Annotated in this window: 17 protein-coding genes and 1 pseudogene; 7 read left to right on the top strand and 11 right to left on the bottom strand. The window is 46.5% G+C overall.

What is annotated here, in order from left to right:
- Positions 1–4: 4 nt before the first annotated feature.
- On the bottom strand, positions 5–724 hold the full coding sequence (locus E5987_RS07425; RefSeq protein ID WP_160335471.1) for a TrbJ/VirB5 family protein: 720 nt from the start codon (positions 722–724) through the stop codon (positions 5–7).
- A 49-nt stretch (positions 725–773) separates the two neighbouring features.
- Here E5987_RS07425 and E5987_RS07420 point away from each other — a divergent pair, with 49 nt between their 5' ends.
- Both E5987_RS07420 and E5987_RS07415 read left to right on the top strand, forming a co-directional pair.
- A complete protein-coding gene (locus E5987_RS07420) occupies positions 774–1,037 on the top strand; it encodes a type II toxin-antitoxin system RelB/DinJ family antitoxin (protein ID WP_160335470.1) in 264 nt (87 codons plus the stop codon).
- Positions 1,037–1,303, top strand: coding sequence for a type II toxin-antitoxin system RelE/ParE family toxin (locus E5987_RS07415; protein ID WP_160335469.1), 267 nt, complete (start codon positions 1,037–1,039; stop codon positions 1,301–1,303). Before E5987_RS07420 ends, E5987_RS07415 begins: the two co-directional genes overlap by 1 nt.
- A 14-nt stretch (positions 1,304–1,317) precedes the next feature.
- Here the strand turns inward: E5987_RS07415 and E5987_RS07410 are convergent, their stop codons facing one another.
- The 4 genes from E5987_RS07410 to E5987_RS07395 are packed head-to-tail and all read right to left on the bottom strand — an operon-like array spanning position 1,318 to position 5,082.
- Complete coding sequence (locus tag E5987_RS07410; RefSeq protein ID WP_160335468.1) at positions 1,318–3,780, bottom strand: VirB4 family type IV secretion/conjugal transfer ATPase; 2,463 nt, start codon at positions 3,778–3,780, stop codon at positions 1,318–1,320.
- The gene (locus tag E5987_RS13485) at positions 3,773–4,102 is read right to left on the bottom strand and encodes a VirB3 family type IV secretion system protein (RefSeq protein ID WP_160335467.1); all 330 of its coding nucleotides are present in this window, start codon (positions 4,100–4,102) and stop codon (positions 3,773–3,775) included. Before E5987_RS13485 ends, E5987_RS07410 begins: the two co-directional genes overlap by 8 nt.
- The gene (locus E5987_RS07400) at positions 4,103–4,384 is read right to left on the bottom strand and encodes a TrbC/VirB2 family protein (protein WP_160335466.1); all 282 of its coding nucleotides are present in this window, start codon (positions 4,382–4,384) and stop codon (positions 4,103–4,105) included. It lies immediately after the preceding gene.
- A gap of 35 nt (positions 4,385–4,419) precedes the next feature.
- On the bottom strand, positions 4,420–5,082 hold the full coding sequence (locus E5987_RS07395; RefSeq protein WP_160335465.1) for a lytic transglycosylase domain-containing protein: 663 nt from the start codon (positions 5,080–5,082) through the stop codon (positions 4,420–4,422).
- On the opposite strand from E5987_RS07395, the gene E5987_RS13480 reads away from it, so the two are divergent.
- From E5987_RS13480 to E5987_RS07380, 3 genes are read left to right on the top strand one after another with little or no spacing between them, the layout of a single operon-like run.
- Complete coding sequence (locus E5987_RS13480) at positions 5,030–5,326, top strand: type II toxin-antitoxin system HicA family toxin (RefSeq protein ID WP_363325334.1); 297 nt, start codon at positions 5,030–5,032, stop codon at positions 5,324–5,326. The genes E5987_RS07395 and E5987_RS13480 overlap by 53 nt on opposite strands.
- Positions 5,323–5,661, top strand: a complete 339-nt coding sequence (locus tag E5987_RS07385; protein ID WP_160335463.1) for a type II toxin-antitoxin system HicB family antitoxin — start codon at positions 5,323–5,325, stop codon at positions 5,659–5,661. The genes E5987_RS13480 and E5987_RS07385 overlap by 4 nt, the downstream gene beginning before the upstream one ends.
- Before the next feature lie 24 nt (positions 5,662–5,685).
- Positions 5,686–5,982: an addiction module antidote protein gene (locus tag E5987_RS07380; protein WP_160335462.1), complete on the top strand. Its 297-nt coding sequence runs from the start codon at positions 5,686–5,688 to the stop codon at positions 5,980–5,982.
- A 4-nt stretch (positions 5,983–5,986) separates the two neighbouring features.
- On the opposite strand, the gene E5987_RS07375 is transcribed toward E5987_RS07380, so the two are convergent.
- Entirely contained in the window at positions 5,987–6,364 is a 378-nt protein-coding gene (locus tag E5987_RS07375) for a hypothetical protein (protein WP_160335461.1), read from the bottom strand.
- 71 nt (positions 6,365–6,435) lie between these two features.
- Between E5987_RS07375 and E5987_RS07370 the strand changes: the two genes are divergently transcribed.
- Both E5987_RS07370 and E5987_RS07365 read left to right on the top strand, forming a co-directional pair.
- A complete protein-coding gene (locus E5987_RS07370) occupies positions 6,436–6,702 on the top strand; it encodes a type II toxin-antitoxin system RelB/DinJ family antitoxin (protein WP_160335460.1) in 267 nt (88 codons plus the stop codon).
- The gene (locus tag E5987_RS07365) at positions 6,696–6,977 is read left to right on the top strand and encodes a type II toxin-antitoxin system YafQ family toxin (RefSeq protein WP_160335459.1); all 282 of its coding nucleotides are present in this window, start codon (positions 6,696–6,698) and stop codon (positions 6,975–6,977) included. The genes E5987_RS07370 and E5987_RS07365 overlap by 7 nt, the downstream gene beginning before the upstream one ends.
- 89 nt (positions 6,978–7,066) lie before the next feature.
- Here the strand turns inward: E5987_RS07365 and E5987_RS07360 are convergent, their stop codons facing one another.
- The 5 genes and pseudogenes from E5987_RS07360 to E5987_RS07345 form a co-directional block, all read right to left on the bottom strand.
- Positions 7,067–14,980, bottom strand: a complete 7,914-nt coding sequence (locus E5987_RS07360; protein ID WP_237178762.1) for an autotransporter outer membrane beta-barrel domain-containing protein — start codon at positions 14,978–14,980, stop codon at positions 7,067–7,069.
- A 33-nt stretch (positions 14,981–15,013) separates the two neighbouring features.
- Positions 15,014–15,139: pseudogene (locus tag E5987_RS13475) on the bottom strand (ESPR domain-containing protein); the annotation flags it as partial.
- A gap of 209 nt (positions 15,140–15,348) precedes the next feature.
- Positions 15,349–15,609 (bottom strand): hypothetical protein, encoded by a 261-nt coding sequence (locus E5987_RS07355; protein WP_160335457.1) that lies wholly within the window; start codon positions 15,607–15,609, stop codon positions 15,349–15,351.
- Between the two features lie 62 nt (positions 15,610–15,671).
- Positions 15,672–15,959, bottom strand: coding sequence for a hypothetical protein (locus tag E5987_RS07350; RefSeq protein WP_160335456.1), 288 nt, complete (start codon positions 15,957–15,959; stop codon positions 15,672–15,674).
- A complete protein-coding gene (locus E5987_RS07345; RefSeq protein WP_160335455.1) occupies positions 15,956–16,171 on the bottom strand; it encodes a hypothetical protein in 216 nt (71 codons plus the stop codon). Before E5987_RS07345 ends, E5987_RS07350 begins: the two co-directional genes overlap by 4 nt.
- Between the last annotated feature and the right edge of the window lies 1 nt (position 16,172).

Raw genomic sequence — 16,172 nt, 5'->3', positions numbered from 1 at the left:
CTCCTTATCGCATCTTTATCGGTTTCAGGGCGTTTTTCACATCTTCCTGAGTCAGCTCAGGAAAGATTTGCTTCATCGCCTCTTGCCGAGCCTGTTCCTTGACGATCTCAGCTTGTTGATTCATTTGAGCCTGTTGGAACTCAGCGGCAAGTTTCGAGGACGAAAGAGCAACCTGCTCAGCCTGAATGCGGGCGGAAAGATCGGCAATCGCTTTGGCGTCTGTTGCGCTGTTGATCTGCTGCATTAAAAGTTCGACTTTTTCCAGCCTCTGAGTCACAGTTTTTTGAGTTTCTTCAAGAATTGCCTGCTGTTCAGCGACAAAACTTTGACTCTTAAGGCAGTTTTCTTTGACTTCCCCCGTATAGTTCTCGCAAGCCTGACCAAGGTTCAGCCTGTCAAAAACTTCTTTGCCGAGAGAACTCAAAGAACCGGTTCCGCGCACAATCGCGTTCAAGCGAAGCTGAGCGTCCAGCGGAATCAAATTCCTCAGTTTTGAGTCGTAATGGATCATTCCGAGTCCGCGATTGCCCGTGATGGCATTCAGCTGACTGACGGCAGTGTTGTACTGCGCCTGTAGCTGCGAATACATTTGTTGCAGCTGAGTCAATTGCTGGACCATTTGTGCAATAGCTGCGGCGTCAACCGTTGGAATGCCGCTGGCAAATGCCCCGGAAGTCAATCCGGCAGAAAGAACCGCTGCGAGTAATAATTTCTTGTATTTCATTTATCTTCCTTTATAATGTGTAGTAACATTGTTATAACGGAGGTCAAAAATGCCCACGACTGCTAGTAATGACTCAATCCGAATTCGAGTTAATAAAGAACTCAAGAAGGAAGCCTCAGAACTTTTAAGCTCCATGGGTTTAAATTTCTCTGATTTTTTTCGCATTTCTCTTCTCAAATTAGTCAATGAAAAGAAAATGCCTTTTTCAATCGACGTTCCAAACCAAGAAACGATTCGGGCAATGCAAGCTACTGAAAATGGGGACGTGACATACCACGAGGTGTCTTCATACTTTAAAAATCGAGGCAAGTAATGCTCCGCTTTGGAACGACCAGGCTTTTTGATAAGGATTTGGATTTGATGGAGAAACGCGGGAAGGACATTGGAAAATTGGAGCGCATCCTTCAGTCCCTTATCTGTGAAGAGGCTCTGTCTTATCAATTGCGTGATCATCCGCTTAAGGGCAATTGGAGAGGTTATCGGGAACTGCACATGGAACCTGACTGGCTTTTGATCTATAAGAAAACTGACAAAGAAATCATTGCGGTGCGTACCGGAACTCATTCCGATCTTTTTTGATTGGTTTTCTTTACTCATACTTCTTCCTTCGGCTGCGCAGGCAGCGTTTTCTCACCGAAAAAATACGGAATCCACGTGTTCGGTTCAGTTCCGACGAGCTCAAACAGCTTTTCCCCAAAGGCTGTCGTTCCTGCTGAGCCGCTTAAAACCTTCAGCGCCTTTCGGAAGTTCCCCAAGTCGTGCCTCAGCAGAACAGAAACGGAGCCCTGCTTAACCAGCATCATTCGGCTCTGTCGATCCAGGCCTTTGATCAAATTGAACTCGTCCTTCGTCGTTTTGAATCCCTCGACATAATCCCGTTCGTTCGCGTCCGGGTTCGGCAGGTAGATTTTTGTTGCCGTGTTGTCGATGAAGGCGCTTCCTCTCTCATTTTTGAGAATGTCCTCGGGGCTTTGAGAGGCGAAAACGAATATCCCGTTTTGCTTACGAATCGTTTTCAATTTGTCAAAGGCGTACTTCTCGGTGGCAGGGTCTGCCAAATACTTCCAGAACTCGTCCATGACAATGATCGTTCGCCGCTTGTCCTTCATCACCTGCGACTCGATCAGATACAAAATAATTTCAGTGAATGCACCGCGGCATTCTTCATTTTCAAGAAAATCCGTTCCGTCGATTCCGAAATTTTTAAATTCGTTCAGATCGAGCGTGTTCTCCTCGTTGTCAAAGCACCATGCCAGGGCTCCTGTTGTGATCCATTTGTTTAAGCGAATCTTCAGAGATTTTTTTGCGTCCTCAGCCCGATCTCCCTGTTGCAGAGATTGCGGCAAAACTGCTAATCGGCGGTACTGCTTCGGCATACTCATAACTGTTTGAACGGCGTCCGCAAGGCGTTTTTCGTCAAGCGGTTCAATCGGCAGGCCGTCTCTGGCAATGAGCCGTTTTGTCCATCCGATCAGAAACTGGATGTTTTCCGGCGTAGGTTCCATCTGGAACGGATTGATCCCGGAGGGCTTGCCGTTTTCGATGGACAGGTAGCCGCCACCCATTGCACGAATAGCGAGTTCAGCGCCCTTATCTTTGTCAAAAAGGATGATTGACAGATCGTTTTCTGCGGTTCTGAATTTTTGAGCGGAAAAAAGCAAAAAATTCAAAAGAACCGTTTTTCCGGCACCTGACGCCCCAAGAATTGCTGTGTTGCCGAGCGGCACATCTCCGGTTGAGTCAACATTCGGATCGGTGTAATGAAAATTGAAATAGTAGGGTTGGTTTGAGGGCATGCGCATTAGTGCAACCGCCTCACCCCAAGGATTTCGGTTTCGCTTTCCACAGGGGAAATTGTGAAATGAGGCAAGATGCGCAAAATTCATGCTCGTGATTTTTGCGATTCTCGCTCGTTCCTTGCTGCCGGGAAGCTGATGCAGGAAACACGCAAATAACGCTAGAGTTGATTTGATCGGCAAAAATCCTGCATCCTGCAATTTCTTGATTGAGTCGTTGGCGTTTTTGGTCGCGGCTTTCTCGTTTTCGCCGAAAACCAACAATGAATATGAGTAGTCACCCATGACGAGTTCGCCGTTTGCAACCATATCGCGCGCAAACGACAGCAGCTGAATTTGGGAAACACCGTCGTCATTGGCAGATTTCAGCTGATTCTGCTGCTGTTTGAGGACCTTCAGCCCCTTCAGTTTGCTCATGCAGGTAAAAGATTGAGTTTCAATGAAACAATAGGGGGCATCCTGCTGAACACTGTTGTATAGCATCACATCCAACAGCCGCGAATAGGTGGCTGTAGGGAAGTCCTTCAGCTCAATTGACTGAGCAAATTGAGTGGAGAGTGCGCTCTGAAACTGAAGCGTATCCGCTCCGCAAAAAATTTGGACATTGCCCAGCACTTCAGATAACGGCATGCACGGCACTCGGACAGGCTGCCAAAAACCCGTAAGCAAAAAGTTATAGAAACTTAATTGGTGACTGAAGGTTTCTTTGTTCTTTTTGTATTCACGCAGAATCTCCGGTTCATAATCCGCAAGCGAATCAACCAGGTTCGAAAAGACCTTTTTGAATATCGAAAGACGCTCTAGGATTTCTTCCTTGACTTCGTCAACATTTGCCTTGTCGAGTCTGACGCTTGTAGCTTTGTGGCTGATAAGCGACACGTACAGCTCTGTTGCCATTAGCGAATCCGTTGACAATCCCGAGTTGTAGGACCGGATGAAATCATTGACAAATTCGGTTTTCGGGTCCGACGGAGCTGAAAGTTCGTCATGAATGATTCTGCGAATACGATGAACTTTGATGCTCATTTCGTCCGTGCTGGACGAAGCAGCCATCACCTTCAAAAAGTTGTTTTGCCTTTCAGCGTCTCTCTGGAGAACCTCGTTGCTGACAGCCTCGAAAACGCGGCCGGAGATTCGGACGGTTCCTACCAGATCGCCGTTTTTGCAGATTACGACACCGCGGTCAATGACCGCACTAAACGGGATGTAGTGCGAAAGCGACCGTTCCCCGTTGGCCAATCTTCGTTTTTCTTCAAACATTCTTTTCTCTTTTTTCAAATACAAAAAGTTCTTTTTGCTGACGAGGACTGAACGAGCTGATTCCGTTCCAAAAGAGGCGGTTCTTATGTCCCAAGATGTTCAACCGGAAGTAGGAAAACAATTGGTTGAAAATCTGATCGTCCTTTTCAGCAAATTTGCTGAGGACGAAATGCGTGATTGGACACACCAGCATGAGTGGAATCCAGACGTATACTGCAAGCAGAATCCAAATCCCCAGATTCAGAACAAAAGGTTTGATTGGGACGCCCGCGATGCACGCGGGCCTCGTCGCCCCTTTGAACAAAGGACTCGACGTTTGCATTTAACCCACCAGCAGTTGGGCAAGCCACGGAGCAGCAGCAATCACAACGGCCCCCATGAACGGTCCAGCAACCTGCTGAAGCGCAACACCCATAAACAAAACCTTGTAGCCTGCCCACACAATGGCGACCGTCACAACAGCAAGAGATACGCCCTGAAGGGTTGAGAGAATCGTGTTGAACAATGTGTTTACGCTCTGTGTCCCAGCGGCTGCCAGTGCAGGCTCACAAATCATGAGCGAAACGAACAAAACGGGGGAAAGGATTTTTAAAGTTTTAAGCATGTTTTCTCCTTGCTTGAGAGTTAAAAAATTGAGAGTTAAAAAATGAGGCCTCTTTGAGAGTCTTGGGTTGAAACAATCAGAGTTGATTGAGTTGAAGGCTTCTCTTCTTCTGTTGAAGAAAGAGAAGGAATTTTTTTCAAACCTGCGTTTTTGCGAACAGAGTTCACGTAGCCGTGGCTGTAGCCCTGCTTGAAATTTCCGCTGTAATAACAAGACAGTGCGTCATGCAGGTTTTTAGATTGTGTGGTGCCGTTTTTTTGAGCTCTGGCATAGCAGTCGCCCAAAATCTGAGCCGCAACGCTCAGATTTGTGCAGGCGTCCAACGCCTTGGCTGCATCAATGCCAAAGGCTGCAAAATTACTTTTATTGATTTGTCCGAGTCCTACCGAGTAGTTGGCACCCGCGAGCTCCAGACGAGCAATTGCTGCCATTGCCTCGTGAAATGACTTGGGCTGAGGAATGCTGCCGCCGACAACGCCGATCGCATACGGATTGAAGTTCGATTCAGTCTTCACAATTGCTCTCAGGGTATCAACGGCAACACTCGGAGCGCAGCGCTGAGCAAGATCGGCAAACTCATCAGCCTGAGCGAGGTGCAGTGGTGCAGCAACACACAGAACGAAGATAAATTGCTTTAATATTGGTTTGTTACTAAAATTAGTAACGAGCGAAGGAAATATTTTGACTAAAAACGACAAATTGCTAATCCGTCTAACCAAATTTCCTACCGCATCGGATATAACCTTCAATGAGCTTTGCTCTGTGCTTAGTTCACTTGGTTTTGATTGGACAGGCGATCGTGGTGGTTCACACGGGCGTTTTGTTTCACGCAGTTCTAAAAGCGACGTGATTTTTTGTGCTCGCCCCCATCCCAGAAATGTTTTGGGAAGAGGAACCATACGTAATATTGTTGAATCATTGAGAACAATGGGGTATTTATGACAGTAAATATGCTTAGATACAAGGGGTATGAAGGGTCGGTTGACTGCGATTTTTCGGATAATCTTCTGACGGGAAGAGTTCTCGGGGTTCGTTGCGGTTTGGTTTACGAAGCTCAGACATTGATTGAACTCCAAAAGGCATTTCATCAAACTGTGGACGATTACTTGGCCTACTGTAAAAACGAAAATATCAGTCCGGAAAAACCTTTTTCCGGGAACCTCAATATTCGCCTGGGCTCTGAACGGCATCAAGCTCTTGCTGCCTATGCACGCAAGCACGGCATCAAGATTAATGATGTGATTCGTTCTGCTATCGACCGATTCGTACAAGAATAGGCTTTTACTTTCGCAATTGATTAAATGAGAAAGACAGAACTTGGCAAGGCCTATGATCCTACAGACTATCTGACGGACGAAAGAGACTACATCCTGTATCTTCGAGCCTGTTTTGATGAAGACCCGGGAGACGGTTCTTTGATCCGTTCCGCCGTTCTCGACATCGCCAAAGCTCAAGGCATGACAGAAGTTGCCCGTAAAAGCGGACTGTCTAGAGATGGACTTTATAAAGCACTGAGTCCTGAAGGCAATCCCGGCTTTACAACAATGAGCCTGATTCTGAAGGCTCTGGGGGTTCAGCTGGACGTTCAGCCTGCTTGATTTCTCATTCATGCAGACCTCCTTCATAATCGAGAAGACCTCGCCTGAACGATCTTGCCGTGTCTCTGACAAACCACAAGTCAAGACCAAAAGTTCTTGAAATAACCTTGTAGCCAAAACCGTCTTTGAGCAGAGGCACAATGAACTCCCTCTGGCTGGCTCGATCAAACAATCTGCAAACGCTGCCGTTTAAACCGCAGAGATAGACGTAGCGCCAGCCTTCGGCAGTGTGGCGATTGAGATTCAATGTCTCAACGGTTTCGTTCAGCGTTGCACCATGGGCAAAAAGCGCTTCAGCAATACAGCGGCGAACAGCTGCATCCGGAGTCATTTTTTGCCAACGGTCAGCATGTGTTTGTTTTGGGCAATGGATTGCTGGCATATCAATACCCCGCCATAGTCGCGTCTCTCAAAGTGCTACAATGTAGGCGCGAATTAAAACAGGAGGTTGATATGACAACAGCTGATTCTTTCATTCGAGTCCGACTCGACAAAGAATTGAAATCAGAAGCGAGCGAAATTCTTTCTGCTATGGGCCTGTCCATATCCGATTTAGTGCGGATGACTTTGACAAAATTGGTTGCTGAGCGAGATATTCCCTTTAGCACGTATGTACCTAATGAAGAGACTATTGCAGCAATGAATGAATTAGAAGAAGGCAAAGGCCGCAAGTTTTCTAATTTCCAAGAACTGCTATCCGCTGTAGAGAAAGAATGCTGACCCTTGACGCCTCTAAGTCTTTTCTGAAAGACGTAAAGAAAATGGAAGCGCAAGGAAAGAATATGGAACTTCTTTATGAAGTCATTGAAATTCTGATTAAAGGAACTGAGATACCTTTGCGATTTAAAGACCACTCTTTGACCGGTAACTGGAAGGGCTACCGAGAAATGCACATTCGTCCAGATTGGCTCCTGATCTACAAAATTGAGAATTCTTTTCTCAAGTTGGCTAGAACCGGCAGCCATTCGGAACTTCTGAGTAAAGTGAAAAGGTAATTCTTTCGTCTTGTTCATACTTTTCTCTTGTTTGTGGGATTTGTCGGGATTGAGCGGACTCCTTTCGGAGTCCGTTCTTCTTTTCATGGTTAGAAGCGGTAACGGCCTTCCAGCTTGATTCCGGTGTCAAGCTTTCCGGCTGAGCCCTTCGTCAAACCGAACTGAAGGCCGGCGGTAGCATCACCGTGTTCAACTTGGAACCCAGCCTGCAGCTTGGAAGAGAAGCGACTGGCAAACTCACTGCTCACCGAATCCATTTCACCAATCGAAACTCCTGAGACATTCGTGGAGTTCTGCAAATTCCCAATGTTGTAGGTCAGAGTCAGGTCTGCTTGCGGACGGACTGTCCAGCTTCCGAAACTGACTTCTCCCTGTAGGCCAACCCCAACCGGCACCTGCAGCAAGTTCGTAGATGTCTGACCATAGCTAAATGCCTTGTGACCGTTCAGCTTGGTGCTGTAGCCCTGCGTGTGGGTACGAAGCCAGCGAGCGCCGACATGAGGAATGAGTTGGAAGTTGTCCGTGATTTGGAGGTTCTTCTCTAGCTTTGTGGCAACATTGGCAACGGTATTCTTGATTTGAGCTTCAGCTTTGCTAAAGCCTGACCACGAAGGAAGCCCTTGCGAAGCTTTGCTGACGTTCTGACCAACGTTGACAGAACTGATCCAGTTCAGATCATTGCCAAAGTCCTTGGCTACATAGCCGTGGAGCATCCACTGACTGAACTTGTTCTTAGTGTCGATGTAATCACCGAGGGAATCAGCTTTACCTTTCTGGAAGGAAGCCGCAAAACCGAGTCTCACGGCCGGCATAGCTTCAAACTGATGATCAGCACCGAGGATAATTCCTCCGGCAGAGGCCTTATAGCCCCCGGTCATATTTCCGGCTCCTTCTAAGGACTTAGTCTTCAGATGAGTTCCAAGAATGTCAGTCCATAAATGCAGACCCGAGTAATCCTTCAGATAACCGTTGGAGTAGCCATAGTCACGGAAAGACAGGTGCTTTTCAACCGAATCCGTAGCATTGTCTGCTAAATCATTAGTAATAGATAAAGCGCCGGAAGCTTGGCCGATCATTACGACTGAATTCAACAGCTTGGTTTTCAGGTCACGTCCGGCTGTTTGATCCTTGAGGATCTTGCAGATCAGCTGTTCATCGACTCCACTGCTGCAAGGACCGTTGAGAGCTTTATTCACATTGTTTGGAATGACAATATCCGGATAAAGAGTTCTAACGTCCGCGAGCTGGGCATTTACCCAAATGTTTTTTGGGTCGCTGTGCAGCGTCAAAATCCATTCGAGGCCGGTGCCGACTTGGGCTAACGCTTGAAGATTGTCTTTAGCGATCCATCCGCCGATCCAGCCCGCCTCGTCAGTATTACCCGCCGTGTTAAAGCCGCTAACAATAGAATAATCTCCCGGCTCCTCGAGCCCTCCGAGAACCAGAGTAGCTCCGGGCTCCACTGTAACTTTGGCTATGTCGCTGGTGGTCGTAAAGATGGGTGTATCAGCTGCGACCGGAGCTTTAATCACCGTGTAGCTGTCATCTGCAAAATACAGGTCTCCGTTGCCTATCTGCACATGCTCATCTTCACTCATCCACACTTCAGGTCCAACGGCAATGCCACCGCCGGGACCCGTAACAACCGGTTCTGTTACCACAAGGCGGCTAGGAACATCCGGAATTCCCAATGCATGATTAACATCAGCAAAATCCAGAGCATCTTCACCCAAACCGAGATCGCCGTTGTTTTTGACATAAATATTGGTATCGATTGGTTTACTGTCGATCTTGAGTTCTAGCTGAACCTTGTTTTCATCTGCTGATGGTTTATCGTTGCCGATAATTAAATCGCCACCATTTAACTCAACATCTTTGAGAGTAAGTTCTCCTCCGCCGATCTCAACCTTGCCGTCATCAATTATTAGCTTGTCAGTTTCTACCTTCCCGGTGTTTACAAAGTCCCCTTCAATTTTGATTTCATTCCAAATTGAAATTCCGGAGTTCGAGTGAGAGCCGTTGACTGTCAGCCATTCACCTTTTTCATATCCGCTATTGGTTGAATTACCTCCGGCCAAAATGGTCATGTCTTTGTACTGAGCCTGCCCGGAGTTGTTCAAAGTACCGCTGACCTCAGTGTTTTCTACTTTGATGGCATCGAGAATTCCGGTTGCTGTATTGACAAATTCTCCGGCCACGTTGAAGCTCGAGCCCACATCTAAAGACCCCGAGTTTTCTTGTTTACCTCCCGCTGCTACATCAATGCCGTTCCAGATGGAAATCTTGCTGTTGCTGTGCGTGCCGTTGACTGTCAGCCATTCTCCTTTTTCATATCCGCTATTGGTTGAATTACCTCCGGCCAAAATGGTCATATTTTTGTAATGAGCCTGACCGGAATTGCTCAAAGTACCGCTGACCTCAGTATTCTCAACTTTGGAGGCGTCAAGCGTTCCGGTGGCAGTATTGACAAATTCCCCGGCTACGTTGAAGCTTGAGCCCACATCTAAAGACCCCGAGTTTTCTTGTTTACCCGTCTTTGCAACATCAATGCGGTTCCAAATTGAAACCTTACTGTTGCTGTGAGAACCGTTGACTGTCAGCCATTCTCCTTTTTCATAATTGGAGGTGGTAGAAGAGCCAGTGGCAGCAATAACCATGTCGTTGTAATTCGCCACTCCGGTATTGTCTAATTCACCGGCGATTTGAGACGTTTGAATACTAGACGCTGCTAAATTTCCCTTATTTTCGAATCGGCCTCCGACAGCTACTTCAAAAGCTTTCTGATCGGTGTCCGCATCCGTGTCCGGATCAGCTAATGTGGAAGTTGATGAGTCGCTTCCAATAACGAAGTCTTTGAAGTTCTGGATCAAACCGGCAACAGAGACTTTCTTAAAGAAAGAGCTGCCTTCATTGACGTGTTTGCCTCCTTCTTGGACATCAATTGCTTTACCGCTTTCTTCACCTTTATTGTGTGAAGAACCGTCTTTAGCAACCGTCAGGACTGAATAAAGCCCGGTGCCTTTATTCAAAAGTTCGTTGCTGACAATAAGATTGGTTTTATTAGCAGAGCTGAAAATAGCTCCTTCAGCATTTTCAAACTTACCTTTGATGTCAAACGGGATATGGTCTTTATCGGCAACTTGTCCGGAATGAGAGTTTCCTAACCAAATTTGCCCCTCATTGAGCCAGTCTCCCGTGCCCGTGTAATTGTGGGAATGGAGAATTGAATCCTTATTGATGTGGATTTTCCCGTTGTTTTCAATATCCCAGACCGCAAATTCACCATTTTTTGCTTCTACCTCTCCGGACTCATGGATCTGTATGGAGCCAATCCAGCCAATAGTCGAAGTATGAGCAGCAAAGCTGCCGTAAGTGAATTTGCCGGAAACTTCTACATGACCGCCGTCATTGTTGTCATTCTTGATAAGCGCCGTGTTTTCATTAAAGAGGACGCTGTCCGGCACACTATGGACATTGTTGCGGTCTTCATCGGTTCTGATATCGTCGTCATCGTGATGACCGACAAGGGTGAATTCCTTTCCGTTTTCAATATGGACTTGGTTTGCTCCTTCGACACTGAGAAAACCAATGCCGTTATTGACATCAATAACGTTTGCATTCTCGTGATTGTGTTCATTAAAGCCGATGACGAGGTCTGTATTTTGACCGTCCGGATCATTGACTGATTCGTTATAAAGCTTGGTGTGGCTCAAGACGACACCGGTTAAAGCACCGCCGCCGGTTTGTTCTGTATCAAATTGATTAGCTAAATCAACCGTCAGCTTCCCGTCGACCTGTCCAGTGAAAGCAAGATAGAGACCGTTGGAGGTGTCTGAAGGAGAACTCGGATTATCGAGATCAATATTTCCCGGGTTCTCTGCCTCCAGTGCAAAATGCAGCATTGCCTGAACAACACCGGACATCTTCAGGTACTCATCGTTGAAAACGACAAGTCCGCTGCCGCCTTTCACAGCGGTTTTAACGTCCTCGCGCAAAGAACCGACGCTGGTTGCACCAAGGACCTGAGTTGGGACGCCAATTTGTCCACTGGAATCAGTTCCGTCGATGGTGAGCAAGTCACGTTTAACGTCGTTAAATATTTGATCTAGCTTGGTTTCGAGTGCGCCGCCGGCAAGAACGACCGAGTCTTTAGTTGTACCGTCAAAACTTAATTTATCTGCTTGCAGTACACCGCCTTCGTAAATATTGACTGTAGTTTCACTCGTCAATTCAGGGGCATAGACAAGCGTTAAATGATCTTTCCAGCCTTTTTTGCTTTCAGCTGGATCAGTTGTAACGATAATTGGATTTTTGCCTGAGCCGCTGATATTGATCGTATTGTTTCCCAGACCGGCTGAATTGCCTTCTGAGTCTTTAATCAGGGAACCGTCTAGGCGGCCTCCGCTGATATTCAGTGTAGCATTTTCAAACCAACCTGAATCGGATTGGATAGAACCGCCAGTCTGGTTATAGACTGCGCCTTCGGATTGATTAATAGATGCAAGATGCAAATTAGAAGAATTGTTTAAAGTTGAACCGGCAGCAAGGTCTGCTTGACCTAAAGCGGCATCGCCTTTGACTTCTAATGTTCCTTTAACGTTAAGCTCTCCCGTCTGATCAGCTGCGTTGACGGCAAGTTTTGCTCCTTCATCAATCTCTACAGAACCGGAACCCGTAATTTTTTGCACTTCGTACACACCGGCAGCCGCAAGCAGTGAGGCGTTTGTCTCGGTAAGCTGCACTTCGGCTGCTTTTCCGGAATATGTTTCACTTAAACCTTTGGAGCCGAAAACGAGTTTTGAAAGTCCGTCAACGACAGTGTTCACCGCCGTCATCACGAAGGTTGAGTTCTCTCCTTTTTCACCAACAAGCTCAAGAGTCTTGCCGTCCTTTACCGTGATGGAGGCTGCATCGTTAATACCTTTGAAACCGGATGAGTGCTGAACTCCGCTGCCTCCTATTTCAATGGCTTTACCTTCACCTTCGAGGCTATGGCTGAGAATCGTCACATCACGGAGCTCGCCAACGTTGCTATAAAGTTCGTTGACCTTAGCAACTGTCAGTTTGTCGTCGCTTGAGACCCCGGAAATGTTGCCAAGTAGTTCTAGTTCAACGTTTCCGAACTGTTCCTTGAATGCTTTTGTGAGGTCATCCCTCTGAGTTTCTGTGAGGTTGACTCCGCGAATGACAACTTTTCCTCCGGAAAGTGTTGCGTGTTGAACCAGAGAGTCCGCCAGAGTTCCTACAACGTATTTTTTGAAAAATTCAGTCAGGCTTGTTCTTACTGCCTGCGGGGTTGTGGAGCCTAAGCTGACATAATTGAGTTCTTGGGGACCGCTGATTCCGACAGGGTCAAAAATATTCAATATATTGTTTGTATAAACGGTCCCGCTGCTCACTAATCGGCCGTCAGAGGAAAATGCAAAACCATCTTGGAAGTCCAGAGTTCCTTGATTGTTAATGGTTCCGCTAATGCTTTGTACATTCGTTTTTGTCAGAGTTCCTGTGTTATTGATAGTGCCGGAATTGCTTAAAATCCCGCTGCTCGTCACGTTGCCTGTCAGCGTGAGCTGACCGGTGTTGTTGAGAGAACCGCCAAACGTGCCGTTGGCCAACGTCATAGTTCCGGCATTAACAAAATTTCCTCCGTTCTGAGTCAGCGTCGAAACCGTGCTGTTTCCTGAGTTCTGGAAAGCAGCATTCGTCAGAGAAACAGAGTTCGACAGAAATGTTGCACCTGAGTTGACGGTTGTGGTGCCTGAGTTCGATGAGAGGTTCTGCACTTGGTAGTTGCCGGCAACAACATTGAGCTGACCTCCGTTTGTGAGATTCACTGTTGGCGCCGTGCCAACATACGAGGCGCTGTCTTGAACGGCCAAGCTGCCCAGAATCAGCTTTCCGTTTCCGGTTGCTGTGATTGTGCTGTCCGTCAGAGCAAAGCGATTTGCTGTTCCTGTCTTGCCGCCGATGAGGGTCAGCTCCTTACCGTCCTGAATTGTCGTCGCAGTTGCGCCGTTCAATCCTGTAAAGCCGGTATTTGCCTTCAGCCCGGAGTTTCCGACAAGAACGGAACTGTTTTGTGCTTCGAGCGCTCGATCGACATAAATGACGTTTCGCAACTCTGCGACATTGTCGTAAAGTTCATTGACCTTTGCGACAGTCAAAATATCATTGGATGAAATTCCGCTTATGTTGCCTTGAAACTCAATGTCTGTTGCACTCCCAAACTGTGCTTTAAATGCCTTTACAAGATCGTCTCTCTGAGTTGTTGTCAGGTTGACGCCCTTGACAATAATCTTGCCGCCCGTGAATTGAGCGTGATCGATAAGCGTTTTAGCAACTGTGCCCGGAACATACTTCCTGAAGAAATCAGTCAGACTGGTCCTGACTGCCTGCGGTGCGGACGCATTCAAACTGACATAATTCAGCTCCTGAGCACCGCTGCTTCCGACAGAGTCGAAAACATTCATGACATTATTTGTTTGGAGAGTACCGCCGTTGTTAATTAATTTAGCGTTTGTCCCGAACTTTAATAGATTGGAAACTGTTAGATAGCCTACATTGTTAATCGTTCCGTTAATAGCGACATCACGACTAACGCTCAGCGTTCCTGAGTTTGTAATACTGTCGATGTTCTTAATTTCCGCTAGTGCTAAGCTTGAATTTTGAGCAATGCTGAGATTACCGTTTCCTTGAACAGTACCGCCTGTCCAAGCTCCCTGTGCGACCTCCAACGTGCCGCCCGCAAAGGCAATGTTATGAATGGAACCGCCGTTAGTTCCAGCGGAAGAATGTCCTAATCGCAATATGCCGTTGTTAATTGACACATCTCTATCGACTGCATATCCTGACCCGCTCCCGGTGAGAGTTAGTCGTCTTCCATTTGTCACGGAAACTGATGAGGTGCCATTAATTGTCCTGAAGCCGATGTTGTTTGCAATACTTGAAGAATTACCTACACTGACACTTGCATTCTGAGCATTTAAATCGTTTTGATAAAAAACGTAATCATTAAAGCCTTCGTCTTGAATAGCTCTGATTGTGGCCAAGTTCCATTCGTCCGCTGCCATGCTGGTTCTGCTGCCGGAAAAGACGAGTTGGGCTCCGTTTTTTCCGTTGAACTTTTCTCTTAGTTTGTCAGCCACCGGGGAGGTTGATGCATAATCAATGATGTTTAACGTTCCTCCGTCAAAGACCATATTTGGATACCACTCAGGAGTCTCGCCTAACGATGATTCACCTCTATAGCTGTTTGCGGTAATAGTTGTGACGACATTACTTGGATCGATGACAGCTAAAGGAATCGGTGCTCCGGCCACAATGCTGACAAAATTAGCAGCAATAGAGTTAATTGTTCCTCCTTTGTTGGTTAACTTTCCATGACTGAAATTCCCTTCAAAGTTCATGGGACCCCAAAGGTTCATTGTTCCGGTGTTGTAGAAAAATTGATTGGAAGCGGTCTTTTTCCCGCCGTCATTTTTAATATAAAAAGTTCCTGAATAATGATTAAAGGTACCGGTATTCCAGAAACCATACATAGTTTTGCCTGTACCGTTGTAATCATTTTCATATCTCGGAATTGTGAATGTTCCGTAATTATCAAAAATTCCGTTATTTTGAAAACCTATGGCATTGCCATTGGAATAAGAAAACCAGTCCCTAACAGAGATAGTGCCTTTGTTGATGAGATGTCCATTATTGACCATTTGGAAGCCATCTCCGGCATGACTGAAGGAGCCATAATCTCCATTGCCGCCGTTGAAGTTCAATTCCCCATTATTGGTAAACGTTCCATCGTTTTTAAACCCGATATCAGTGATCGGTTGCTCCAGTCCGTTCCAAGAAGCGGCTCTGCGAAAATTTAAGCTGGCATTGTTTGTGACATCTGCCCCTGTGGCAATTAACAATCCAACTGTCTCGGTTGACGCATTAGAACCTGAGAACGTGAAGTCTTCGTTCTGAGAGATTGTTCCTCCAGTTAATGTCCGACCTATTGTTCCCACTTGTACCTGCATGGCATTTGCAGATGACAGAACAAGAGACAGAACGAGCCCGGGAATCACGCATTGTCCATTATTAGATGAATGCGAAGATACTGCCTCAGAAACTGCCACAAAGCAGCCTCTGCTATTGTTCCATACGGATTTGAAGATTTTGTTCATATTCGTTTTTTGATCAAAAACTTGGCCGGCTTTGTCGCTGACGAAATGAACGTTCAGAAAGAATCAACTATCACCGCTTCTTTCTTGCGGGGCCTTTCGCTGACGAATAATTAGTTAACATGGAGGATGTCCGAAGCGGCTGAGAGCCGCCGGCCAAGGAAGCGCTCACTTAAAATTCGTCAGCTACCGCTTCGGACAGAATCGACGCTTTACTCCTTCTCTTTCTTCGGAGTGAATGTCAGGCTCAAAACCTCGTACGCGGCGATTTCACTGATGCGTACTCCGATCATGCGTTCTCCGCCGAACACAATAGAGTGGTCCTCTTCAGGATCGAAGTCCGAAAAAAGCTGGACAAACTTTTCGATCTGCGGATTGATTTTTCCGTTTTCTTCAGCGTTGAAATCAATAGCAAACTCACCGCCGCATTTCAGCACCAGCTTTAATCTCTGAATGTATTTTTTGTCTGTCATTTTTTCTTCCTTGTAAATTCTTGGTTGAAAACTGTTTTGAAAAAAGAACCTCTGCCCGCGGGTCAAGTTGTTGATCTCGAGGTAGAAAAAGAGTTAACCCTCTCTTCAGCCCAACCCCCCGGAAGGGCTGACGTTTTAGGCAGAGGTTTTGCATTGCTCAAGGATTTGCAATCTGAAATCCATTCGAGCAGCTCAGAAAGGTTGTGGGATTGTTTCGTCAGAAACTTTTTTCCTCGTGCAACCTTTGCTTCAAAAAGCGTTACGCGTTTCAGTCCGTTTGCGGCTTGAATCTTTTTGTCTGAAACGATTGAAATTTGTGCATTGTCAATAACCTTGTCATTGATTCTCATTTTTCCTCTCCTTCACTGAGATTAGTTTTTGAGAGTTCTTTGTTCTGCATTTTTAGATGGTACGAATACAGCAGCCAGAAGTCTCCGTTCCTCTCAATAGCAATTGCATCTGATAACGCCGCACATATAACAAAACCTACAAGAGCAAAGAAATAAGTCCCCAACGTATTGCAAATTAGGAGGGTTTCCAGAAAGGTGTTTCCGTTTTCCATG

This window comes from Parasutterella muris, from assembly GCF_009767915.1.
Classification (GTDB): domain Bacteria; phylum Pseudomonadota; class Gammaproteobacteria; order Burkholderiales; family Burkholderiaceae_F; genus Parasutterella; species Parasutterella muris.
This window is presented reverse-complemented; position numbering and strand designations above follow the sequence as displayed.

Excerpts from the sequence above, each read along its gene's own strand:
- E5987_RS07350 (WP_160335456.1), bottom strand. The coding sequence starts at position 15,959 with ATGAGAATCAATGACAAGGTTATTGACAATGCACAAATTTCAATCGTT.
- E5987_RS07420 (WP_160335470.1), top strand. The coding sequence starts at position 774 with ATGCCCACGACTGCTAGTAATGACTCAATCCGAATTCGAGTTAATAAA.
- E5987_RS13485 (WP_160335467.1), bottom strand. The coding sequence starts at position 4,102 with ATGCAAACGTCGAGTCCTTTGTTCAAAGGGGCGACGAGGCCCGCGTGC.
- E5987_RS07375 (WP_160335461.1), bottom strand. The coding sequence starts at position 6,364 with ATGCCAGCAATCCATTGCCCAAAACAAACACATGCTGACCGTTGGCAA.
- E5987_RS07365 (WP_160335459.1), top strand. The coding sequence starts at position 6,696 with ATGCTGACCCTTGACGCCTCTAAGTCTTTTCTGAAAGACGTAAAGAAA.
- E5987_RS07380 (WP_160335462.1), top strand. The coding sequence starts at position 5,686 with ATGAGAAAGACAGAACTTGGCAAGGCCTATGATCCTACAGACTATCTG.
- E5987_RS07345 (WP_160335455.1), bottom strand. The coding sequence starts at position 16,171 with ATGGAAAACGGAAACACCTTTCTGGAAACCCTCCTAATTTGCAATACG.
- E5987_RS07425 (WP_160335471.1), bottom strand. The coding sequence starts at position 724 with ATGAAATACAAGAAATTATTACTCGCAGCGGTTCTTTCTGCCGGATTG.
- E5987_RS07370 (WP_160335460.1), top strand. The coding sequence starts at position 6,436 with ATGACAACAGCTGATTCTTTCATTCGAGTCCGACTCGACAAAGAATTG.
- E5987_RS07355 (WP_160335457.1), bottom strand. The coding sequence starts at position 15,609 with ATGACAGACAAAAAATACATTCAGAGATTAAAGCTGGTGCTGAAATGC.
- E5987_RS07385 (WP_160335463.1), top strand. The coding sequence starts at position 5,323 with ATGACAGTAAATATGCTTAGATACAAGGGGTATGAAGGGTCGGTTGAC.
- E5987_RS07415 (WP_160335469.1), top strand. The coding sequence starts at position 1,037 with ATGCTCCGCTTTGGAACGACCAGGCTTTTTGATAAGGATTTGGATTTG.
- E5987_RS07400 (WP_160335466.1), bottom strand. The coding sequence starts at position 4,384 with ATGCTTAAAACTTTAAAAATCCTTTCCCCCGTTTTGTTCGTTTCGCTC.
- E5987_RS07410 (WP_160335468.1), bottom strand. The coding sequence starts at position 3,780 with ATGTTTGAAGAAAAACGAAGATTGGCCAACGGGGAACGGTCGCTTTCG.